A 15,953-nucleotide genomic window follows, 5' to 3' on the forward strand; every position below is an offset into this window, starting at 1 on the left:
GTAAAATTATATTTTATATATCTTATTTATTGTTCACAATATATCTAAGTCTAGTTTTATTTGAAAAAAATGTAAAAAAATAATATAATTTTCCTTATATGAGAAAGCAAAAGAAAGTGTCACTATCTTGTCAGGAATGCTTGCATAAAAATTATTCTGTTAATAAAAGTAATGAAAAAAGACTAGAGATTAAGAAATTTTGTAAATATTGCAATATTCAAACAATTCATAAAGAGGAAAAATAAGGTATGCTAGAAAAAACAAAGATGAGTCCTGAAGAAAAAAAAGAGATTAAAGATAGAGTAAGAAGAGAGAAAGCTCTTTTAAAGGAAAGAAAAAAGGATGAAGCTAAGGCAACGAAACTTTACACTTTTAGAAATTTAGTAAGGGAAATTAAGAGAGTTGCGTGGCCAAGTAATTTCAAGTCTTGAAAATGGTTTGGAATTACTATTGCCTTTGTGTTAATCATGGCTATATTTTGCTTTGTTATAACTTTAATTTTTACCGGTTTATGAAATGTAGTGGGTATTAGAACATAATATTTTTTAAGGAGAAAAAATGTATTCAGATTGTAAGTGATATATGATATCAACCGTTTCAGGCAAGGAAGATAATGTTGTTGAAGCATTGAAAAACAAAATTAGTTCTCAAAAAATGGAAGATTTCTTTAAGGATATTAGAATTTTTAAGATGCCCCATTTGTCTAGCAAAGAATTGCAAAAGAAAAGCAGGGGTGAGGAATACAACATTAAGTATGTAAATATTTATAAAGGTTATATTTTTCTTAATATGATAATGACTGATGAATCCTGGTATTTAGTTCGTAATACACAATACGTTACTGGTTTGATTGGATCTTCTGGAAAAGGTGCAAAACCAACGCCAATCAGTGAAAACACCTTTGAAAAAATGGTTGAAAAAGAAAGGATTCTCATTGAGAAATTTGAGGCGGGTGATATTGAAACAGCATTCAAAGAGGGGATTATTGTTAAAATTAAGAGTGGTATATTCAAGGGCGAAGTTGGCGAAATTATTAGAAATGATGACATTGAACAAAAAGCATTTGTAAATATTGAACAATTTGGAAGAAAAGTGCCAACGGAATTCTCACATAATGACCTTGAGATTTGCTCTTAGTTATTTATGGTATTTATTTTAGAGGAGAATTATGAATAAAATAACAAAAATGTTAATTAGTATTGGTTCGATTTCTGCTTTGACTCTCCCATTAATTGCCATTTCATGTACTAACTATAAAGCAGAATTAGAAAGAGAAGTTTCCCTTGCTAAGCAACAATTATCTAATATTGAATTTGCTGATGATTATGAGGACAAATTAAGAAAAGAAATTATTGACGCTGAAAATATATTAAAAAATAATAGCAATAAAAATATCGATTATCAGAAGGCACTTAGTGATTTTATTGAAAATACAAATAAAATTCTTAATGATAATAAAACAACAGCTGAAAAATATAGTAATAACCAAAGAGATGTATTTATTTTTTTAAATACATTAAAGCAATATGCACATGAACAGTTGTCAGATAAAAAATATGATGAATTGAAAATTGAGTTAGTTAAACAATACAGCGCAAAAGAAGAAGAAATTAAGAAAATAAATTCAGTTTTATTTAATGATAATGCTAAAGCCAAATTAATACAAGAACTAAATAAAATTCTTGATGACATTAAAACTAAAAGAGCTGAAGTTGACAAAAAAGCCAGTGCTAAATTATTTTAAAAAAGAAGAATCATAAAATATTTGAATCTTCTTTTTTGTTTTTATATAAGGAGATTATTTTAAAAAAATGAAGGAATTTTGGTTTAAAGAAGGCGAAAAGCTAGATGAATTAGTTAATTATCTTCTGTCATTTAAAAAAATAGAAGCTATATTATTAGACGGGGAATTAGGCGCAGGGAAGACAACATTAACTGCGCAAATAGCCAAAAAATTAGGTGAATCTAAGGCTGTGGTTTCCCCAACATTTAATACTATAATTTGCTATGATAAAATGGTGCATATTGATGCGTATAAATTAGTTGGTGATTTATTCCCATATGAAGAATATTTTGAAGATAAAATTGTTGTTATTGAATGGTCAAAAAACATTATACATAATTTTAAATATTATTTTAATATTGAGGTCAGTCTTCACGAAAGGGATGGTCAAATTTTTCATTTATTTAAAATAACTAAGCAAACTTGTTATCAAGGCTTATTCATTGAAACTTCTTTGCCAGATTTTTGCATAGCTTTAACTGAAAATGGCAATGTAATTGACCATATATTAATTGAAAAACTAATTAAAAAAACTGATAAATTCTTTGAATCAATAGATGAGTTATTAGGAAGAAATAATACAAAGTTGAATTATCTAGATAATCTTTACATAACAAATGGACCCGGAAGTTTTACCGGAACACGCCTAGCCTTTGTTTTTGCATCTACTAATAAACTTCTTCAAAATGTAATCGCAAAAAATGATATAAAAATTTTTATTGCGCCAACATATGATTTGTTTTTTAAACAACTAAATTTGGATGTTATTTATATAAAAGCTAATAGGTATAAGGCATATGAAGTAATTAAAGCTAATTTAGGAATAACTATAAATTTAGTTGATAGTATAAATTCAGTAATAGATTTTAATTACCAAAATTTCTTTAAAAATTTTAGTAAATATGTTGATTTATTTAGAGAATCAAATGACATCTTAAAAGAGGAATTAATTTATGCTTCTGATCCTCAAATTGGAGGTGTTTAATGAAAATTTTTGCTATCGAGAGCTCTCATGATGATACCTCTTTTGCTATTTTGGAAGATAATAAGCCTGTTTGAATGAAAACTATATCTCAAACAGAAATTCATAAAAAATACGGTGGAACCATTCCAGAAATTGCTTCGAGATTGCATGTTAGAAATATTGCATTATTAATTGAAGAATTTAAGAATATCGTTGTTAATAACAAGGAGATTTGTAAGAATATTGATTATATTGCTTATACTAAGGAACCGGGATTGGTAGGATCGTTGCAAATAGGTTTTATTGTTGCACAAACAATGTCCAGAATATATCAAATACCAGCAATTGGGTTAAATCACTTAGAAGGTCATTTTTATTCAGCTTTTATATCGAAAGAATTAGAATTTCCTGCCTTATGCTTATTGGTTTCAGGTGGACATTCGCAATTGATGTTATATACTGATTCTAATAGTTTTGAGATAGTCGGTGAAACTTTGGACGATGCCGTTGGTGAGGTTTATGATAAGATTGCTAGAAAACTATCATTAGGTTTTCCGGGTGGACCGATTATTGATAATATTTGAATTAATAATAAAGAGAAATATAAAAATAAATTTTCAATTCCACATACATTAAATGAATTAGATTTTTCATTTAGTGGAATCAAAACAGCCGTTATAAATCATTTTAATAGTCTAATAAATAGAAACGAAGAAATTAATATTAATAAGATTGCTTGTGAATTTCAAAATACGATAATTGCCTACCTTAAAATTAATTTAGAAAAGGCAATTAAAAAGTATGGACCAAAATGCATTACTTTAGCAGGAGGAGTAAGTGCTAATAAAGGAATTAGAGAAATGGTGTTAACCCTTCACAACAATGTTTATCTACCATTAATGGAGTATACAACTGATAATGCAATGATGATTGCTAGACTAGCTTATGAAAAGGTAAAAAAATAATATGTGAAAATTTATAAAAAGTTCAACTTCACAGGAAAATTGATTAGATTTTACCAGTTATGAAATTGTTTTTTGAGGGCGCTCAAATGTAGGAAAGTCTTCGTTAATTAATGCTCTAGCTAATAATAAATTGGCAAAAACTTCTTCAAGTCCAGGACGCACAAGATTAATAAATTATTTTGAAACTAATAATAAAAAGATTGTGGTTGATTTGCCTGGCTACGGTTATGCTAGCATGTCTAAAAAAGAACAGCAAAAAGTTAGCGGAATAATAGATTATTATTTTCGCAACAGCCCAAATGATAAGATAGTTTGTTTCTTAATTGACGCCAAGATAGGGTTTATGCCGATAGATTGGGAAATGATTGAGTATATTAATAATTTAAAAATACCATTTAATATTATTATTACTAAAATTGATAAGGCTAACCAATCACAAAGGCATAGAGTAAAAACCCAAGCGCTAACATTTAAAAAAGAAGTAAATATTTTTATAGTCTCATCAGAAAAAAAAGTAGGGTTGCAAGATATTATCAAACATTTTGATTTTTAGTATTTAAATATGTTGCTTTCCAAAAATTTAAAATTACTAAAAATTAAATAATCTAGGTTTAATTTAGTGCGCATTGGTCCATTTTTATATCAATTTTTGTATAATTTTACATATGAAAAACAAAGAAGACAAAAAAAGATTACTCATTTTAATAATTCAAGTATTTACTTTATTTATAGTGCCAATGATTCTTTTGTTTGTAGGATTATTCCATTTACCTAATAATTGAAGAGTTCCTATTATTGTTATTTATTCGCTTTTGGTATTGGGACTTGGAGTTTTTATATTTTTCATCATAAGAAGATATTTAAAAGAATCATCAATTGCAAATCAAACCCTAAATCAGTTCATTCAAAATGAAATAAGTGATCAAGGGATTGGTACTATTATTTTTTTAAATAATGGAAGGATTATATGAGCTTCAAACTTTGTTATTAACAAATTTGGTAAGTCGATAGTCGGAAAAAATATAAAAACTGTTTTTAACATTGAAGAATGAGATGGGAATAATAATAACTTTGTTTTTAAAAAAGATGACTATGAGTACGATGTTCAGGTTATTTTTGAAAAAAATATTGTTCAGATTAAAGATATAACTATTCAAACAGCTTTATTAAATGATTATAAGATGCAACGTGTTGTTTTTGGCGAATTTCATATTGACAATATGAATTTATACCAAGTATCCTTATCACAAGAAGATCTTTATGCTATATATTCAAGTTTTGGGTCCTTGTTTGATGATATTTCTAAAAGTTATAATATTATTTACCGGCAATATGAGAATGGGCGTTTCTTTGTTTTAACTAATCAAGAAACTCTTGAGCAACTAGAAAAAACCAACTTTGAGGCATTTAATCAACTTAAAAATAAGAGTCTGCATAAAGGTATATCCTTGACATTGTCTGGTGGGTTTTCATATGGTTTATTCAAGCTGGAAACACTTGATAAATTAGCCAAAGAGGCATTATTACAATCCAAAACCCGTGGTGGAGACCAAATAACTGTTTTAACAAAAAATGAACATCCAAGATATTATGGAACTAGCTCAGAAATAAACATCAATATGTCTCGTACTAATGTTAGCTATATTTCTAAGGTTTTGATTGCAAAATTAAAGTCTAAGAATATTAACAAAGTTATAATTTATGGTCATAAGAACGCCGATCTTGACGCGCTGGGTTCTGCGTGGGGTATTCATAAATTAGCAAGAGCTTATGAAAAAGAAACATTTATTCAAAACAAGACATTCGATGAAACCACGCAACGCGTTTATGATCATATGAGTCCATTAGACAAGCAAATCTTTATATCGCCAAAGGAAGCGACATTATTAAATGATAAAAAAACACTTGTAGTAATTTGTGATGTTGCTGATGAAACAAGAATTGAAAATCCCAACGCATTTAAAGGTATTGAAAAGGATAATATAATCATTATTGATCATCATCGAATCGGGGCAAACCCATTATATGCTTTTAGAGAAAATACTTATATTGACTCATCAGCATCATCAGCCTCAGAAATTGTTAGTGAAATAATTGCTATTTCAAATAATGGTGACAAGATGGATGAGATCACAGCACAATATTTGTTAAATGGCATTTATCTTGACACTAATAATTTTCAAAAACAAACAAGTTCCAAGACTTTTTCAGCAGCTGCCTTATTAGAGATATGAGGCGCTAAGATCCAAATTTCAGTTAATACTTTAAAATTAGATATAGAAACCTTCAAACAAGTTTTAGAACTTCTTGAAAACTTGCAGGAGGTTAAACCTGGATATTTCATTGCTTATAAGAATATTTTTGTTTCCCCTGATGTAATTTCAATTGCTGCCGATGAAATCCTAAGAGTTAATGGAAGAAAAGCAGCCTTTGTTATTGGCAAATTAGCTGGGACTAAAAAATGTAAGATGTCAGCCAGAGGAATTGACACTAATGTTCAATTAATTGCAGAAGCAGTTAACGGTGGAGGACATTATGGCACGGCAGCTGCTGAAAGTGATGAAAATATCGAACTTTTTGTTGATAACTTAATACAAGCGATAGTGAGTGTAAAAAATGAAAGTAATAATAATTAAACAATATGATAAATATAAAGCAAATGAAATTGTTGAAATCAATGATGGGTTTGCAAAAAATTTCTTAATAAAGAATGGTTATGCTCAACCAGTGAATAAGCAAACTCTAGCTAATTTAGAAAGAGTTAAGCAAAACATTGCCGAAGATCATGCAAGGGAAGTTGAAAAAGCGATTGTTTTAAAAGAGCAAATTGAAAAAATAACTTTAAACTTTTTCTTAAAATCGAACGGAAATATTGTTCACGGTTCAATAACCAACAAGGCTATTGAAAAAGAATTAATAAAACATAATATTAAAATTAGTGCTCATGCCTTAAATAAAGATTCTTATAACACTTTCGGAAAACATTATATTAATGTAAAGCTTCACCCGGAAGTTAATGCAATTTTATTAATTCAAATATTCGAAGAAAAATAATTTTATAACATAAAAAAACAATAAAATGAAGGGAGCAAAATGAGCATGCAAACATTAAACCCAAGAGAAACTGCTATTGCTAATAATGAAGCCTCCTTATTGGGATTAATTTTATCTGAACCTGAAACATATTTGAAAATTGCTGTTTTAATAAGGCCAGAAATGTTTCACTTTAAGAGTCATCAAATATTATATTCTGCTATTGTTGAAGTGCATAACTCTACTGAGCATTTTGACCTTTCTAATTTATTGGTTTACTTAGAGCGAAAAAAGCAGTTTGATTTAGTTGGTTCGTTTTATATGAATACTCCTGAATATATTGGCTATTTGGTTCAAAATGCTGGTTTCTTGAGTGAAATTGAAATATATGTAAAAAACATAATCGATCAATATAAAATCGATAAACTTAATGAATTAATAGTTGATATTAAAAATACTATTGATAATAAAACCTTTAATGTGTCGGACCTTTTATCACATATTCAATTATCCTTGATCAATATTGATATATCAGAAATTAATTCCTCATTTGAAAAAATTGGCGATGTTGCAAACAATATAATGCAACAAATTTTGCGCAAGGAGGATAGTGATATTGGAATAGGATTGCAACTTGGTTTTCCAGAATTAGATGAATGCTTGCTTGGTTTAAATAGTGGGGATTTAACTATTATTGGTGCTAGACCGGCTATGGGTAAAACGGCCTTTGCTTTGAATATTGCTAATAATGTAGCTAAACAAGGAAAAAACGTTTTATTTTTTAGCCTTGAAATGTCCAATCCACAATTAGTCCAGCGGATGATTTCTATAGATTCAACTGTCCCTATTTACAAACTTAAAACCAAAGAATTAAGTATTGATGATCAAAGAAATTTATCTCATACTGTCGAAAACATGTTCGAGTGAAATATTGTATTAAATGATCTTGCTACTTTAAATATTTCAGATATTATTACCTTATCAAAAAGATACGCCCGAAATGCTAAGGTTGATCTTGTTATTATAGATTACCTACAACTTATTGGAGACAATTCAAAAAGGTCGCAAGAAAATAGACAACTTGAAGTGGCCAAGATTTCACGTTCATTAAAGCAACTTGGTCGCGAACTAGCATGCCCTATTATTGCCTTAAGTCAATTAAGCCGTAGCGTTGAAAAACGTGAAGACAAAACCCCTATAATTTCTGATTTAAGAGAATCTGGAGGTATTGAGCAAGATGCCGATAGAGTTATCTTTTTACATCGCGATGACTATTATCGAAACAAAAAAAATGATCAAAATGCTAATAACGAACAAAAGGAAATGTTTTCAACAACAAACGTTATTGTTGCCAAAAACCGTCACGGATCAACTAAAACTATTCAATTAGGGTTTTATCCTGACTTTAATAAATTTGTCTATGTCTTAAAGGAACACGGCAACAACAAACATCAAATTTTCAAAGAAAAGGAGGATTAAATCATGGATAAGAAACAAAAAAACTTAGATAAAAAAATTCAAAAAACGAAGCTCTCCGTTGAGCAAAAAAAAGCTCTATATGATGAAAAAATGGCTATCTTAAACCCACAACAAGTAACCATTTTTAATATATGAAAAAAATATCCTAAAAAAGTTATTTGAATGTTATTGAGTGCTTTTTTATACAATATAGCAATTACTGTTTTTCTTAGAAAGGCAGCAACTATTGCTTCAGGCACATCATCGCTTTCTCAAATTATTACTTTTACTGCTCCTGCTACTGCACAATTCTATGGTTTATTTTATGTATTAGTTAATTTACCATTAATGTTTGTTTTCTGAAGAATGAATCCGAGAATGTTTATGGTTTTAACATACTATTGAATGCTATTTCAGGTTATTGTTCAATTAATATATATAGAATATGACGGTCGTGGATCAAATCCAATTGTTAACTTTATTAATCAAAAAATTTCATTCTATAATCCGGTTGGCGAGAATAATTTCTATTGAGCTCCTTTCGGAATTGATACGAGAGTAGTTTCAAAACTATATAACAACGGACAAAGTAAAGAAATATTAAAAGTTCTTCAAGGCGAAAATTTAACAATTGAATTTGATAAAGGTGCTAAGGAAGTTATTACTTATTTTCAAAATCAATATGCTCCAAAAGACTTGAATTTGATAGTTAAAAATATTACTGATTCTGCATTAGTTGAACAATTTAAAATAGGAAAAGTATCACTCTTAGGTTCAATACCTTTATTATTAAAAGATACTAAAATTTATGGTGTTTATGATGGACAAAATTGGCCGGTTCTTGTCTATGCTATTATGGGTGGTGCTTCAGAAGGATTTGCTTCTATAGTTGCATGAAGACAAAAAGGTTCTATTGGAGGAACATCAGTTATTTCTAACTTTATTGCATATAAAAATAAAAAACCAGTTGGTAATGTATTCTTAATGGTAGCAATTTGCTTTTCATCTTCATCAACGATTATCATTGGTTCGTTAGAATTTAGCGGCAATATTACAGGGCATGTTTGAAATTCAGGCTTATTCTTAGTAAGAATTTTAGGTACTATTTCATATTTATTAGTATTTTCGACACTTGTTAATAAGTTTTATCCTAAATATAAGAAAGTTAAAATTGAGATATATACAAGATATCCTGAAATTGTTGCTGAACAATTTAAAAAGATTGGTTATGCTCACTCATTTAATATCTTTAATGGCGTTGGTGGATTTAGCCATGAGGAATTTGGCAAAATTGAAACTGTTGCTTTATTTTTAGAAAAAGATATTATTATGGAACAAGTTAAGAAAGTAGATAAGTCTGCGTGAATAACTACCTCAAATATTCATAATATATCCGGTGTGTTTGATACATCGTTTGTTGATTAAGAGTCTATATAGAGACTCTTTTTAATTTTTTATAATACTAGTTTCGTATAAAATAAATTTTTATTTCGTTAAAAACTTTATAATTTAATATATTTTATTGGAGTAAAATGAGCAAAAAAGTAATTTTAGGAATGAGTGGCGGAGTTGATTCTAGTGTGTGCGCATACCTACTTTTAAAACAAGGATATGAAGTTGAAGGTTTGTTTATGCGAAATTGAGATTCATTTTTAAATAATGATTTCTTAGGCAATGAAGACATTTTACAAAATATTTGTCCACAAGAGCAAGATTATCAAGATGCAAAGGATGTTGCAAATCAACTAAATATTAAGCTACACCGTGTGGATTTTGTTAAGGAATATTGAGACAATGTTTTTAAATACCTAATTAACGAATATGAAATTGGCCGTACACCAAATCCTGATATTTTTTGTAATAAATTTATAAAGTTTAAAGCTTTTTCAGATTATGCATTTAATGAATTAAAAGCCGATTATATTGCTATGGGTCATTATGCATACACTAATGATGGGGAATTATTTCGGGCCTTTGACCAGACTAAGGATCAATCGTATTTCTTGGCTCAATTAAACAATGAACAACTAAAAAAGGTTATTTTTCCTCTAGCTAATATAACAAAAAATGAAGTAAGAACGATCGCTAAGAAGCTAAACTTAAAAACTGCCTTTAAAAAAGATTCAACAGGCATTTGTTTTATTGGCGAAAGAAGATTCACAAAATTTCTTGAAAATTATATTCCTGCTCAACCAGGTGACATAATTGATATTGCCACAAGCAATAAGGTTGGGGAGCATAACGGCGCAATGTATTATACAATTGGTCAACGCAAGGGTTTAAATCTCGGTGGATTTAAGAAACCTTATTTTGTTGTTGGACATAATATTAAAAAAAGAATTATTTATGTTGCTAATGAGGACCATAAAGAATATTTGTTATCCGATAAGATTATTGCCAAAGATTGAAATTTAATTGCTAAAACATATAATCAGGAAAACCTGTCGGCCAAATTTAGATATCGTCAAGAAGATATCAAATGTAAGATTCAACTTTTAGACAATAATGAAATTGCGGTCATGTACAATGAAACAGAAGCTATAACCCCAGGACAACAAGTTGTAATTTATGATGGTCAAAAAGTTGTAGGGGCAGCAATCATTGATAGAATTTTTTATAAACAAAAACAAAAGAATTTTTTATAAATCAAATAATGATATAAAACAAGGAGAAAAAATGCTTTCATCAAAACAAATTAGACAAATGTGACTTGATTTTTTTGCTTCAAAACAACATCTTGTTGTAGAATCTAAATCTTTAATACCTCAAAATGACCCTTCATTATTATGAATTAATTCGGGTGTGGCAACATTAAAAGATTATTTTAGCGGTAAAAAAGTTCCGCCCGCAAAGAGAATAACAAATTCACAAAAATCAATTCGTACTAATGATATTGAAAATGTTGGTATAACCGCAAGACATCACACCTTTTTTGAAATGCTAGGAAATTTTTCTATTGGTGATTATTTTAAAAAAGAAGCTATTGCATTTGGATATGAGTTTATTTTTAATGTATTGAAACTCGAAAAAGAAAAAATATATATAACATACTATGAAGAAGATTTGGATACATATAATAGATGAATTGAGTTAGGTATAAACAAGGACCATCTTATAAGTGGAACAAGAGATACTAATTTTTGAGATGTTGGTCAAGGACCTTGTGGACCTGATACTGAAATTTTTTATGACCGAGGTGAAAAATATGATAAGCGCGGCATTGAATTGTTAAAAGAAGATATTGAGAATGACAGATATATTGAAATATGAAATATTGTATTTTCGCAATTCAATAATGATGGCGAAAATAACTACTCTGAATTAGCTACTAAAAATATCGATACTGGTGCAGGGTTAGAAAGAATAACCTCTATTATTCAGGATGCGCCTACTAATTTTGATACTGACCTATTTTTGCCTATTATTAGAAAAGTAGAAGAATGAACAAAATATCACTACGATATAAATAACTATTTTACAAAAGAGCCAGAACAGTTAAAAATTAATACTTGATTTAAGATTATTGCGGATCATATTAGAGCAAGTGTGAATGCTATTAATGATGGCGTTAGCCCTTCAAATGTTGGTAGAGGATACATTATTAGACGTTTAATAAGAAGAGCTTACCGGGCTGGTTTATCATTAGGAATACAACAAAAAACTTTTTTATATAAATTAGTTCAAGTTGTTAAGGATTCATTGATATATGAAATCGATGTTAAAACTGTTTCAAGAGTAATTTCTGATGAGGAAAATTTATTTGCTAAAACCATTAAAGATGGCGAAAAACTTCTTGAACACGAACTAAATAAAAAAGGTTTTATTGATGCTAAAATTGCCTTCAAAATGTTTGATACCTATGGCTTCCCTATTGAATTAACGGCTGAAATATTAAAAGAAAAGAATATCGAAATTAATTTGCAAGAATTTTATGATTTTCAAAAGGAACATCAAGAACGTTCAAAAGGCAGCTTAAAGGCTGCGATGCAAAAGGTTATTAATTCGCTTTCACTGGTTGACAGGAAAATTTCTGAATTTATTGGTTATGAATTTCTTGAGTCTAGATCAAAAATTATCTATTTGCTAAATGAAGAGCAGGAAATTGATAAGGTAGATAGCGATGATGATTTTTCATATGTTATTCTTGACAATACTCCTTTTTATGCAACTAGTGGTGGACAAAATCATGACTTTGGCTATATGATGCAAGGAAATAATAAAATTGAAATAATTGATGTATTTAAAGATAAATACCAAAATCATGTTCATTATGTTAAAGGAAAGATTGATAAGAATTTACCTATTGAATGTTATGTGGACAAAGAAAAAAGAATTAATTATGCTAGAAATCATAGTTCAACACATATTATGTTCCATGCTTTAAGAAGAACTTACACAAATGATATTATTGAACAACTTGGTTCAAACATTCATCCTGAATATTTTACATTTGACTTCGGATTAGATCATCGGCCAACTAAGGATGAAATTAAAAAAATTGAGCATATTATGCATGAATATATCGCAATGCAGGCTAAGAGAAATTATATTATTACTTCAGTCAAAAAAGCGCAAGAAATAGGGGCATATATGACAATTGATGAATCTGAATATTATGATGCTAATAATGTCAGAGTTGTTGAATTTGAAAATATTACTAAGGATTTATGCGGTGGGACACACGTTGAAAATTCTGGCATAATCGAGAACTTTAAAATTGTTTCTGTTGATTCAAAGGGAACTGGAATTTATCGTTTGAAGGTTATTACCTCTGAAGAGTATGTTAATAAACATTTATACAATGAAATTTTAGAAAAGCAAAAATTATTGTCTTCCTTGGTAAAGAATAATAGAGCATTAGAATCTAATTATAATTTATCTTATTTGGTAGATATTCCTAGCCTTTCATCGCAGAAAGAAAAAATGTTGGATTATTATGATGAAGTCGAAAGTAAATTAAGAGAAGATTATAAGAAATTATTAAAAGAAAAGAATAACGAATCAGTAAATTTAAATGCTTATAATCCTGAAATAATTGGCAATAATGTTAAGTTATTCATAATTAATGAAAATGATGCAAGCTTACTAAGAAAAATTGCTGTGCAAATTCGTGAAGCAAATGCTGATGCATTGATAATCGGTCTTTCTAGAATTAAAGATGATAATTATTTTTTAATTGTTGCTTCAAAACAATATGACTCAGCAAAGATTTTTAAAAGGATAATTTCTAACTTTAATGGTAAAGGTGGCGGTAATCAAATAGTATCGCAAGGATCAATTAATTCAACTAAACAGATTAAAATAATTATGGATGAAATTAAGGAATTAATAAATGCGTAAACTAGCTATGGATTTAGGCTCAAAAACATGCGGTTTTGCTATCAGTGATATTAATAATATAATTGCTTCTGGATTAGAAACACTCTATTTTGAGGAATGACATTTTATCGACGTTATTAGGAGAGTAAAATATTGACTATATGAAAGTCAATATAAGAATGAAATTGATACAATTATCTTAGGTTATCCAACAAGAATGGATTTTTCAAGAAGTCCAAGGACAATCATGGTGGAAAAATTTAAGCAAAGACTTCAAGACAATGTTGAAATAAATGTTATTTTACAAGACGAGAGAGAAAGTACAATATTTGCTGAAAATATTTTATATAATGCCGGATATAACGGCAAAAAAAGAAAAAATAAAAAAGATTCATTAGCTGCCCAAATCATACTAGAGGATTATTTAAAAAAAGGTTAGATTTATGGAAGAAATAAATAAAAATAACAATAAAAACATACGACAAAAATTATTTATCTTCTCACAAGAAAGAGAAATCATTTTGGAAAACAATGTTAAAATGTGAGTTTTGTTTTCGATTGAAGAAAATGGTGAAAAATACATATTTTTAACTAATAAAAAAGGTATTTTTCTATTTAGACAAACAAAATCTCATATTTTAGAAGAGGTGGAAGATGAAGGGATTGTTTCAATCTTAAGTGATTTATTAGAAGAGTTTGCTAATGAATTTGAATTAGTAGATGAAAATGGCGAATCTATTGAACACATTTTGTTTGAAGCTGAGACGGTAGATAATTTATGCACAAATTAATATATATATCATCTATTTCTAACGGGACAAGCAAAATACCTCCCAATGTAAGAACGGGATTAATTATTTCTATTGCTATAGCTTTATTAATTGCCATTATCGCTCTTGTTCTTAGTCTTTATTATAAGAAGAAGGCTATTAAAAAATATTTATCCCCTAATGAAGAACGCGAAAAAGAAAAACTTATTAAAATTAATCCTAATTATGGTGTGGTTCTAAGTGGTATTAAGAAGTTTTATAATAATGATTTAAGTGATTTTTTTGTATGTTTTGTTGTTAATACCATTTATTTAAATGATTACCATAATATTTATATAGAAGATGATGATAATTATCTTGCTTTATCAGTATCAAATTTAGCTAATAAGAAAGTATTTTTTAATGGAACAATAGATTTAGGTATTAATGAAAAAATTTTATATGAATTTCCAGATCTAAAATTTGAAAATATCCAAAGTGTTGCTAAGCTTCCAAATGACAATGAATTAATAATAATTTTAAATAATAAGGATCAATTATTGGAATCAACCATAAGTTCTAAAATAAACTTTTTAAACCCAAAAGGAATAATGATTATTGAAAATAATAAAAACATTAATTTAGATTTGTTAAAGAAGATATCAGCAAATCTTGGTTTGCGTTATGAAACTTTAAAATTCAAAAATAAAAGTGTTATACTTTTAGCTAAAAATAACATAAAAGACATTGTTGAAAGAGGAGAAAAAGAAGATGGAAGATAAAAAAATATATTTAACAAAGGAGAGCCTTGAACAATATGAAAAAAGATTAGCATATTTGCAAGAAGAAGCTAGACCGTTAGTCATCGAAGAAATCAAGGAAGCTAGAAATCAAGGTGATTTATCAGAAAATGCTGAGTATGATTCGGCCCGTGATAAGCAAGCCGCCATTGAAAACGAAATTCTAGAAATTCAACATATTTTAGAAAACGCCCATATTATTGTTGAAGACACAACTGGTTCTCATATTGTTAAAATTGGTTCAACAGTTAAGGCTTTAAATTTAAAAAATAATGCTGTTTTAACTATTATCATTGTTGGCGCACTAGATGCAGATCCATTTAGTGGGAAAATATCTAATTCTTCTCCGTTAGCCAAAGCAATTCTTAATCATAAGGTCGGCGATATTGTAGAGGTTGAGGCCGCTCCTAAATATAAGGTAAAAATTGAATCAATAATGTAGCTAAATATCCAGATTGTAGATAATTAAAATATATATTGTAAGATATAATAATAAGTTATAGAACTTCCGTATTTTTTAAAAATATAAGGAAGTTTTTTATTTTAAATCTTGAACTTTTTGTAATATTTGCTTTTAGCAAAAATATATAAAAAATTTTGTTAAATTTATTTTATTTTTTTAACTTAATCATGTATAATGATATGGTGCTTATTTTAAAAACGTTCTTATTTAATGTAACAAAATTAAAAAATTTTATAATAAAAACTTTAAAATAATGTATACTTATAAAAGTGCACTTTTTTGTGCCTAATATGTAGTTCTTTGAAAACTGGATACGAATACCATAACGTCAATTTTAATTTTTTAAAAATATAATAAAACCAAAATCAAATTTTAAGAGTTTGATCCTGGCTCAGGATGAACGCTGGCTGTGTGCCTAA

17 protein-coding genes are annotated in these 15,953 nt (G+C 28.2%); all 17 read left to right on the plus strand.

Annotation, left to right across the window (positions count from 1 at the left end; translation table 4 throughout):
- Window positions 1-98: 98 nt before the first annotated feature.
- Window positions 99-245 (plus strand): 50S ribosomal protein L33, encoded by a 147-nt coding sequence (rpmG, locus tag ACWXVM_RS01325; RefSeq protein WP_438340651.1) that lies wholly within the window; start codon window positions 99-101, stop codon window positions 243-245.
- A gap of 3 nt (window positions 246-248) precedes the next feature.
- Window positions 249-539, plus strand: coding sequence for a preprotein translocase subunit SecE (secE, locus tag ACWXVM_RS01330; RefSeq protein ID WP_438340652.1), 291 nt, complete (start codon window positions 249-251; stop codon window positions 537-539).
- A gap of 19 nt (window positions 540-558) precedes the next feature.
- Window positions 559-1,137 carry a transcription termination/antitermination protein NusG gene (nusG, locus tag ACWXVM_RS01335; protein ID WP_438340653.1) on the plus strand — a complete coding sequence of 193 codons (579 nt, stop codon included), beginning with the start codon at window positions 559-561 and terminating at the stop codon, window positions 1,135-1,137.
- A gap of 31 nt (window positions 1,138-1,168) precedes the next feature.
- Window positions 1,169-1,744: a variable surface lipoprotein gene (locus tag ACWXVM_RS01340; RefSeq protein WP_455993937.1), complete on the plus strand. Its 576-nt coding sequence runs from the start codon at window positions 1,169-1,171 to the stop codon at window positions 1,742-1,744.
- 67 nt (window positions 1,745-1,811) lie between these two features.
- Window positions 1,812-2,768, plus strand: a complete 957-nt coding sequence (tsaE, locus tag ACWXVM_RS01345) for a tRNA (adenosine(37)-N6)-threonylcarbamoyltransferase complex ATPase subunit type 1 TsaE (protein ID WP_455993939.1) — start codon at window positions 1,812-1,814, stop codon at window positions 2,766-2,768.
- Entirely contained in the window at window positions 2,768-3,712 is a 945-nt protein-coding gene (tsaD, locus tag ACWXVM_RS01350) for a tRNA (adenosine(37)-N6)-threonylcarbamoyltransferase complex transferase subunit TsaD (RefSeq protein ID WP_438340656.1), read from the plus strand. Before tsaE ends, tsaD begins: the two co-directional genes overlap by 1 nt.
- A 1-nt stretch (window position 3,713) precedes the next feature.
- The gene (gene yihA / locus ACWXVM_RS01355) at window positions 3,714-4,265 is read left to right on the plus strand and encodes a ribosome biogenesis GTP-binding protein YihA/YsxC (RefSeq protein ID WP_455993941.1); all 552 of its coding nucleotides are present in this window, start codon (window positions 3,714-3,716) and stop codon (window positions 4,263-4,265) included.
- A 112-nt stretch (window positions 4,266-4,377) separates the two neighbouring features.
- Entirely contained in the window at window positions 4,378-6,348 is a 1,971-nt protein-coding gene (locus ACWXVM_RS01360; protein ID WP_444705021.1) for a GGDEF domain-containing protein, read from the plus strand.
- Complete coding sequence (rplI, locus tag ACWXVM_RS01365; protein WP_438340659.1) at window positions 6,329-6,766, plus strand: 50S ribosomal protein L9; 438 nt, start codon at window positions 6,329-6,331, stop codon at window positions 6,764-6,766. The genes ACWXVM_RS01360 and rplI overlap by 20 nt, the downstream gene beginning before the upstream one ends.
- A 45-nt stretch (window positions 6,767-6,811) precedes the next feature.
- A complete protein-coding gene (dnaB, locus tag ACWXVM_RS01370) occupies window positions 6,812-8,224 on the plus strand; it encodes a replicative DNA helicase (protein ID WP_455993943.1) in 1,413 nt (470 codons plus the stop codon).
- 3 nt (window positions 8,225-8,227) lie between these two features.
- Window positions 8,228-9,628: a YitT family protein gene (locus ACWXVM_RS01375; protein ID WP_455993945.1), complete on the plus strand. Its 1,401-nt coding sequence runs from the start codon at window positions 8,228-8,230 to the stop codon at window positions 9,626-9,628.
- Between the two features lie 107 nt (window positions 9,629-9,735).
- On the plus strand, window positions 9,736-10,848 hold the full coding sequence (mnmA, locus tag ACWXVM_RS01380) for a tRNA 2-thiouridine(34) synthase MnmA (protein ID WP_455993947.1): 1,113 nt from the start codon (window positions 9,736-9,738) through the stop codon (window positions 10,846-10,848).
- Between the two features lie 31 nt (window positions 10,849-10,879).
- Window positions 10,880-13,543: an alanine--tRNA ligase gene (alaS, locus tag ACWXVM_RS01385; protein ID WP_455993949.1), complete on the plus strand. Its 2,664-nt coding sequence runs from the start codon at window positions 10,880-10,882 to the stop codon at window positions 13,541-13,543.
- Complete coding sequence (ruvX, locus tag ACWXVM_RS01390; RefSeq protein ID WP_438340664.1) at window positions 13,536-13,961, plus strand: Holliday junction resolvase RuvX; 426 nt, start codon at window positions 13,536-13,538, stop codon at window positions 13,959-13,961. The genes alaS and ruvX overlap by 8 nt, the downstream gene beginning before the upstream one ends.
- Window positions 13,962-13,965: 4 nt before the next feature.
- On the plus strand, window positions 13,966-14,313 hold the full coding sequence (locus ACWXVM_RS01395) for a hypothetical protein (protein WP_455993951.1): 348 nt from the start codon (window positions 13,966-13,968) through the stop codon (window positions 14,311-14,313).
- Window positions 14,301-15,053 carry a BC85_0335 family putative methyltransferase gene (locus ACWXVM_RS01400; RefSeq protein ID WP_455993953.1) on the plus strand — a complete coding sequence of 251 codons (753 nt, stop codon included), beginning with the start codon at window positions 14,301-14,303 and terminating at the stop codon, window positions 15,051-15,053. The genes ACWXVM_RS01395 and ACWXVM_RS01400 overlap by 13 nt, the downstream gene beginning before the upstream one ends.
- Entirely contained in the window at window positions 15,043-15,513 is a 471-nt protein-coding gene (greA, locus tag ACWXVM_RS01405) for a transcription elongation factor GreA (protein ID WP_438340667.1), read from the plus strand. Before ACWXVM_RS01400 ends, greA begins: the two co-directional genes overlap by 11 nt.
- Window positions 15,514-15,953: the final 440 nt, after the last annotated feature.

It is taken from the genome of Mycoplasma sp. 2261, from assembly GCF_053851575.1.